A 7,479-nucleotide genomic window follows, 5' to 3' on the forward strand; every position below is an offset into this window, starting at 1 on the left:
GGAATCCAAAGCAGCGCACATGGGCGCCCGGTGATTCCGGTTTGCGACGATCCCTAGGCGGCGATTGTCGGCCGCGATGGCCATTCTTCCAGATACCAACGTATGAAGGCAGCTACCCCATCCTCGACACTGGTCCGAGGGCGATAGCCCGTAAGCGCCTCCAGGAGGCGAGGGTCAGCATAAGTCGCCTGCATGTCGCCAGCTTGCATCGGCTGCATCTTGCGGATAGCGCGTTTGCCAAGGCAGTTCTCGATTGTCTCGATGAAAGGCAGCAGCCCGACCGGCTCGCCGCCGCCTATATTGACAATACGCCACGGCGCCACGGGCGACAGCGTGTCGACGACATCCGGGCCAGACACCGGCCGGCCAGCCACAGGCACGCATCCGATGAGCCGGACGATGGCTTCGACAAGATCGCCGACATAGGTGAAATCGCGTTTCATCCCACCTTCGCCATAGACTTCGATCGGACGCTGGTTCTCGATGGCGTCGACAAACTTGAAGAGCGCCATGTCGGGTCGACCCCAGGGGCCGTACACGGTGAAGAAGCGGAAGGATGTCGTTGGGATCTGGAAAAGATGCGAATACGAGTGTGACATCGCCTCCACCGCCTTCTTGGTGGCTGCGTAGAACGTCAGCGGCCAATCGGTCTTGTCAGTCTCGACGAACGGGGTTTGTTCATTCGCGCCATAGACCGAACTGGTGGAGGCCAGCAGCAGATGTCTTGGCTTCAGATCACGGGCAAGTTCAAGGACGTTGAAGGAACCGACCAGATTGCTTTCGGTGTAGCTTCGCGGGTTGTCGATCGAGTACCGCACGCCAGCCTGCGCGGCCAGATGGACAATCACATCGGGCATGGCCGAGTCTGCCGCCCGCCGGAGGGCATCCATGTCTTCCAACTGCCCGATATGGAAGCGAAAGGCGTCGTACCGCTGCAGCAAGGCATTTCGGGAATGCTTCAAGGCAACGTCGTAGTATGGCGTCATCCCATCGAAGCCGGTCACGGAGTGACCTTCGTCCAGCAGGCGGCGCGCCAGATGGAAGCCGATAAATCCCGCGGTTCCGGTGACGAAATACCTCATTCGGCGGCCGCGGCAAACACAAGGCTGTCCCCTGCCACCCCCTCGCCGATGTTCACGTATTCAAAGCCATGCTTGCAGATATCGTCCCGCCTGTAGATGTTACGAAGGTCGACCACGACGTGCTTCGACATGGTGCGTGACAGTCGTGCAAAATCCAGGGCACGAAACTGGTTCCACTCGGTGACAATCACCAGGGCATCGGCACCCTTGGCGCATTCATATGCTCCTTTCGCATACTCGACGCTCTCGCCAAGCATGAGCCGTGCCTGTTCCATGCCTTCGGGGTCATACACTCGAACATGTGCCCCGAAATCGATCAAGGCCTGGATAATCGAGAGGGAAGGCGCGTCACGGACATCGTCTGTGTTGGGTTTGAACGTGAGGCCGAGTATGGCCACTGTCTTTGCTCGCACATTGCCGCCGCAGGCCAGTACGATCCTGCGGGCCATGGTGCGTTTTCGCTGGTCGTTCACGGCGACCGTCGTTTCGATTAGCCGCAGCGGCGCGCCGCTGTCTTGCGCCGTCTTGACGAGAGCCAGCGTATCCTTCGGAAAACAGGACCCGCCATAACCAGGGCCCGCATGCAGGAATTTCGGACCAATGCGGTTGTCGAGCCCGATGCCCCGCGCCACCTCCTGCACGTTCGCACCCACGTTCTCGCAGAGGTCCGCAACCTCGTTGATGAATGTAATCTTGAGCGCCAGGAAGGCGTTGGCCGCATACTTTATCAGTTCCGAGGTGCGACGTCCGGTGAACATGATCGGCGCCTGGTTGAGATAGAGCGGCCGGTAGACTTCCGCCATCATTTCGCGGCTGCGTTCGTCCGACGGCAGACCGATAACGATCCTGTCCGGACGTTTGAAGTCGTCGATAGCAGCTCCTTCGCGAAGGAATTCCGGGTTCGATACGACTGCCACATCCGCCGCCGGATTGCTGCCGCGAATAATGCGTTCGACTTCATCTCCGGTTCCTACCGGCACCGTGGATTTGACCGCGACCACCGTAAAGCCGCGTACCGCCGCCGCGATTTCCCGCGCCGCCTCGTAAATATAGGAAAGGTCGGCGTGACCGTCGCCTCGCCTCGAAGGCGTCCCGACGGCAATGAACACCACATCCGCGTCTGCGACTGCCGGCGCCAGCGCACTAGTAAAGGCGAGCTGCCCTGTCGCGGAATTCTTGCAGACAAGTTCTTCGAGACCTGGCTCGTAGATCGGCATTCTTCCAGCTTGAAGATCGACAATTTTGGCCTCTGCCTTGTCGATGCAGACGACTTTGTGACCAAAGTCAGCCAAGCATGCCCCAGACACAAGACCGACGTAACCTGAACCAACGATTGCAATGCGCATGAGCTCGCCACTCTGATGATGATATCCTTCTTCGATTAAGCCAGTAGCGATCAAGAAAATGGAGCGCGAAATCGGATATGGCATTACCTCTTCCGAGACCGCCCCGATCTGAAAACCCCGGCCGGCGCCATTTGATTGCGCTAAATGCGGATAGCCTTCCAAAGGGGTTAGGCCCGGGCGACACCTCCCCGCCAAAACGCCAATGAAGGATATGTGCTCGGATACCTTCAGCACTTGTTGGCAAGCGCTGAAGAAGTGCTCACTGGGACCCGTTTCCGTCCAGCGCCTTTACGAGGCTGCATTGAGACGAGGGAAATTTCGCTGCGTTTGCCGCAGCAAACGCTTGATCTATGGCTGATTTCCGGCTCACGCCATTGTGCAGGAACATTTGCCCTTTTTTTCGAAACAGACCTCGTTGCTCGCAAAAGACGGCAGCTGACCAACCCGGGCCGCTCCGATCAATCGAATTGGATATGTACGAACAATCGTCGGGCCGGGACGATTTCTTCTGGCATCCTGCCAGAGCTTTCTGGGCCGCCTCCACGCCGGAGCGGTGTCCCCAAACTGCGGTCCAACTCCCGTCTATTGATCCGGATATCGCCTCCCAGGCATGTTTGCCAGGATCAAACCGCATCAACTGATTGAACTCCTTCTTCGTCAAAGCGCTGGTCTGCGGCCGCTTCGTTTGTTTTTGCCATGCCCTTAAGGCGTCCAGCGTTCGCTGATCAATCTTGCCATCTGGAATGCGGGACAGGAAATTACCCTCGAATAGCTTTGCCTGGGCTTGAGAGACCTCTGTCTGGTTCAGCTCCGACTGCGCAACGGAGCGCTCCGGCATCACCAGCAGCGCCAGGCAGAACGCGGCGACGCTCACACGGCGACTTTCCATCTCTCCCTCCGCTCTGGCTATATCGGTTGTAGCTGTGCCCTCATTGCCAGTGGCCGCAATGGAACCTGCCATCGAGCGAGGTTCCATTGCGGCGGAAATGCCGGACAATCAAAGTGCGTAGTTGGCCGCACGGTTTGTCTTCGAACCGTCACTTGCGGCGGCGGTCGGTTTTGCGAAGAGGAAAGCCCCATCCCTGGAGACCAGATCCGCCGGCATCATCTGGAATTCGCGCTGCGAATGCGGGACCTCCAATTCCCTGTCGACGATATGCCAGAGGTTGTCGAAGAACGACCCGTCGGCGAGCCGCAAACTCCCCCCCTTCAGCGGCTTCGTGGACGAGAAAACTGTTGCGGGATTGGCCCACATGTCGGCAATCGCCACGTCGTAGTAACCAGGATGGGCGGCGTTTGGCTTGATGATGGCGAAGGGCGTGTTCTTTTCAGGCCAGCCTATCCGTCCCACGGTCAGGCATTCGCCTGGCTCGGGCAATCTTGCCTTCACCAGATAGGCCAGTGCCGCATCGATGCCTCCGATTTCCGAAACGACGTGTGCCGTCAATCCCGCGCGGGCCAGCTGCATCAGCTCTCTGGCCTGTTGCTCGTAAATACCAGCCAATGTCAGGAAAGCCAGCCATTGCTGGTGCGGGCAGTCATCCTTGGCCTGGCAGAGAAGTCGCCCTGCCTCCAAGGCGGATTCGATCCTTCTTTTGTCCGCTTCCGCGAACGCTTCTCGCGCCGGACGAATGTGTTCGGCTAGCTCCATCAGTTCCTTTGAAATGTTCTTCATTTCCTCCCTCTCCCCGATCGATATCCAGCCTGCACCTTATTATTACGTTGGTTTGGCGTTGTGTAGAACTCGTCCAAGGGTACTGCGCGAGATGCTATCGAGGCTCAACCAACCTATTCCGTCGGGCATGGCTCCACTTTTGGCTGTAGCTGCCTGTTGACCTTCGTGCCGACATTCTACTGATGAACTCCGCATGTCGGGCATGGTAAGTGCTGACGCGGCAAGCCGTTGCTTGGGATGTCACGCCGCATATTTATGCAGGCGCTTGTTCCCGGTGGTAGAGTATGAGCGATTGAAATGAGGCCGACCTTATCATTTCGGGGAGGGTGCCTACCCGACCTGACCTAAATGTCCGCGCACTAAGTGGTAGTCGCACGACCCCAGAAATTCCGAATGGCGATGAAGGATGAAATGCCACTGGGCGAATAGACGTAGTGGCAGGGATCGTTCAAACAGCTTGCGCATACAAACCGCTTCGAGCCATAGCGGATGCAATCTTGGTTGAGCGAGAGGGACTTCCCTGAACTCGATGACCGCAGCATTCGTAACCATAGCACCCGCTCCAGCGGGGTGGCGGTTCAGACAGCCGAGTGTCATTCCGGGTTTCGGATTGACGCTCGGCTTCTCGCTTGCCTACCTCACACTGATCATTCTGATACCCTTGTCGGGGCTGGTGTGGCGCTCGGCAGCACTTGGCTGGACCGAGTTCTGGGCCATCGCCACCGACCGGCGCACCGTCAACGCGCTGGAGATCAGCTTCGGCACCGCCTTCATCGCGGCCGCCGTCAACGTCGTCTTCGGCACGCTCGTCGCCTGGGTGCTGGTGCGCTACCGCTTTCCCGGCCGCCGCATCATCGATGCCATGGTCGACCTGCCCTTCGCGCTGCCGACGGCGGTGGCCGGCATCGCGCTGACCACGCTCTACGCGCCCAACGGCTGGATCGGCAAACTGCTGATGCCGCTCGGCATCAAGGTCGCCTACACGCCGCTCGGCATCGTCATTGCGCTGGTCTTCATCGGCCTGCCCTTCGTCGTGCGCACCGTGCAGCCGATCATGGAGGAGATCGACAAGGAGGTGGAGGAAGCCGCCGCCACGCTTGGCGCCAGCCGCTTCCAGATCATCACCCGCATCCTGTTTCCGGGCCTGGCGCCGGCCATCGTCACCGGCTTCGCGCTGGCCTTCGCCCGTGGCGTCGGCGAATACGGCTCGGTCATCTTCATCGCCGGCAATCTGCCCTACAAATCCGAGATCGCGCCGCTTCTGATCGTCATCCGGCTGGAGGAATACAATTACCCGGCGGCGACCGCGATCGCCGCGCTCATGCTGGCCCTGTCGTTCATCATGCTCCTGGTCGTCAATCTGGCGCAGTCATGGAGCCGCAAGCGCTATGGCTGATCCCGAGATCAAATCCTACGAACCGCACCATGAGAGCCAGTCGGCGGCGGTGACCGAAAGCCGCCCGGCGCAGGCCGTGCTGATGGCCATCGCCTTCGCCTTCCTCGGCATCTTCCTGCTGCTGCCGCTGATCGTCGTCTTCAACGAGGCGCTGGCCAAGGGCATCGGCGCCTATACCGAGGCGCTTGGCAATCCCGACACCCGCTCGGCGATCCGGCTGACGCTGCTGGTGGCGGCGATCTCGGTGCCGCTCAACATCGTCTTCGGCCTCTCCGCCGCCTGGGCGATCGCCAAGTTCGAGTTCAAGGGCAAGGCCTTCCTGACCACGCTGATCGACCTGCCCTTCTCGGTTTCGCCGGTCATATCGGGCCTGGTCTATGTGCTCCTGTTCGGCGCCCAGGGGCTGCTCGGCGGCTGGCTGAAGGCGCATGGCATCGTCATCCTGTTCGCCGTGCCGGGCATCGTGCTGGCCACCATCTTCGTCACCTTCCCCTTCGTCGCCCGCGAACTGATCCCGCTGATGCAGGAACAGGGCAGTGGCGACGAGGAGGCGGCCCTCTCGCTTGGCGCCAATGGCTGGCAGGCCTTCTGGTATGTGACGCTGCCCAACGTCAAATGGGGGCTGCTCTACGGCGTGCTTTTGTGCAACGCCCGCGCCATGGGCGAGTTCGGCGCGGTCTCGGTGGTGTCGGGCCACATCCGCGGCCTGACCAACACCATGCCGCTGCATGTCGAGATCCTCTACAACGAGTACAACGCCGTCGGCGCCTTTGCCGTGGCTTCATTGCTTGCCGGCCTGGCGCTCGTCACGCTGGTCTTGAAAACACTTCTGGAGATGCGCTACGGCGCCGAGATCGCCGCGGCGCGCGGACACTAGATGCCTGTCGCCCAAGAATGTGTAGCGGTTTTGGGACAATGACAGGCATCGCCTGCTGAGGGACTGTAGATGGAAGTTCGCGTTGCCAACGTGCGCAAGGAGTTCGAGCGGTTTCCGGCGCTCCACGACGTCTCGCTCGACATCAAGTCGGGCGAGCTGATCGCGCTGCTGGGGCCCTCCGGTTCCGGCAAGACGACGCTGCTCAGGCTGATCGCCGGGCTGGAGCGGCCGACGCGGGGAAAGATCTTCTTCGGCGACGAGGACGCCTCGCACAGGTCGATCCAGGAGCGCAATGTCGGCTTCGTCTTCCAGCACTATGCGCTGTTCCGGCACATGACGGTGGCCGACAACATCGGCTTCGGCCTGAAGGTCCGGCACGGACCCTCGCGCCCGCCGGCGCAGGAGATCCGCCGCCGTGCCTCCGAGCTTCTCGACCTGGTGCAGCTTTCGGGGCTGGAGAAGCGCTATCCGGCGCAGCTCTCCGGCGGCCAGCGCCAGCGCGTGGCGCTGGCGCGCGCCATGGCGATCGAACCCAAGGTGCTGCTGCTCGACGAGCCGTTCGGCGCGCTCGACGCGCAGGTGCGCCGGGAACTGCGCCGCTGGCTGCGCGAGATCCATGACGCCACCGGCCACACCACCGTCTTCGTCACCCACGACCAGGAAGAGGCGCTCGAGCTGGCCGACCGCGTCGTGGTGATGAGCCAGGGCCGCATCGAGCAGGTCGGCACCGCCGACGACATCTACGACACGCCGAACTCGCCGTTCGTCTACGGCTTCATCGGGGAATCGAGCTCGCTTCCCGTCAAGGTCGACAATGGCGAGGTCTGGATCGCCGACCGGCCGATCGGGCTTGCCGCGCCCAACCAGCCCTCGGGCGAGGCGACGCTGTACTTCCGCCCGCACGATGTCGAACTGCTGGAGGGCTGCAGCGGCTGCATCGTCGGCACCGTGGCCGCCAGCCGCCGCGTCGCCGGCACCAGGCGCGTCGAACTCGAAATCGGCGGCGACCGCCAGCGCGTCGAGATCGAACTGCCCGTCGACCATCCCGCCGCGCAGAAAAGCCGCGTCGCCTTCCGACCCGGCCGATGGACGCTCTTCCCGGC

At 61.3% G+C, this 7,479-nt stretch carries 7 protein-coding genes; 3 read left to right on the forward strand and 4 right to left on the reverse strand.

All coding sequences use genetic code 11. The features are described 5' to 3' along the window. Positions 1 to 53: 53 nt before the first annotated feature. The 4 genes from NR193_RS23120 to NR193_RS23135 form a co-directional block, all read right to left on the reverse strand. Positions 54 to 1,082, reverse strand: coding sequence for an NAD-dependent epimerase/dehydratase family protein (locus NR193_RS23120; RefSeq protein ID WP_256753068.1), 1,029 nt, complete (start codon positions 1,080 to 1,082; stop codon positions 54 to 56). Continuing rightward, positions 1,079 to 2,428: a UDP-glucose/GDP-mannose dehydrogenase family protein gene (locus tag NR193_RS23125; RefSeq protein WP_256753078.1), complete on the reverse strand. Its 1,350-nt coding sequence runs from the start codon at positions 2,426 to 2,428 to the stop codon at positions 1,079 to 1,081. Before NR193_RS23125 ends, NR193_RS23120 begins: the two co-directional genes overlap by 4 nt. 259 nt (positions 2,429 to 2,687) lie before the next feature. After that, on the reverse strand, positions 2,688 to 3,317 hold the full coding sequence (locus tag NR193_RS23130) for a hypothetical protein (RefSeq protein WP_256753069.1): 630 nt from the start codon (positions 3,315 to 3,317) through the stop codon (positions 2,688 to 2,690). A gap of 108 nt (positions 3,318 to 3,425) precedes the next feature. Next, positions 3,426 to 4,103, reverse strand: a complete 678-nt coding sequence (locus NR193_RS23135; protein WP_256753070.1) for a hypothetical protein — start codon at positions 4,101 to 4,103, stop codon at positions 3,426 to 3,428. 529 nt (positions 4,104 to 4,632) lie between these two features. Between NR193_RS23135 and cysT the strand changes: the two genes are divergently transcribed. The 3 genes from cysT to NR193_RS23150 all read left to right on the forward strand — a co-directional run. Further along, the gene (cysT, locus tag NR193_RS23140) at positions 4,633 to 5,499 is read left to right on the forward strand and encodes a sulfate ABC transporter permease subunit CysT (protein ID WP_256753071.1); all 867 of its coding nucleotides are present in this window, start codon (positions 4,633 to 4,635) and stop codon (positions 5,497 to 5,499) included. After that, positions 5,492 to 6,376 carry a sulfate ABC transporter permease subunit CysW gene (cysW, locus tag NR193_RS23145; protein ID WP_256753072.1) on the forward strand — a complete coding sequence of 295 codons (885 nt, stop codon included), beginning with the start codon at positions 5,492 to 5,494 and terminating at the stop codon, positions 6,374 to 6,376. The genes cysT and cysW overlap by 8 nt, the downstream gene beginning before the upstream one ends. Positions 6,377 to 6,445: 69 nt before the next feature. Next, positions 6,446 to 7,479 (forward strand): sulfate/molybdate ABC transporter ATP-binding protein (locus NR193_RS23150; RefSeq protein ID WP_256753073.1); only part of this gene is annotated, 1,034 nt, incomplete at its 3' end.

This window comes from Mesorhizobium sp. Mes31 (assembly GCF_024519675.1).
Classification (GTDB): domain Bacteria; phylum Pseudomonadota; class Alphaproteobacteria; order Rhizobiales; family Rhizobiaceae; genus Mesorhizobium.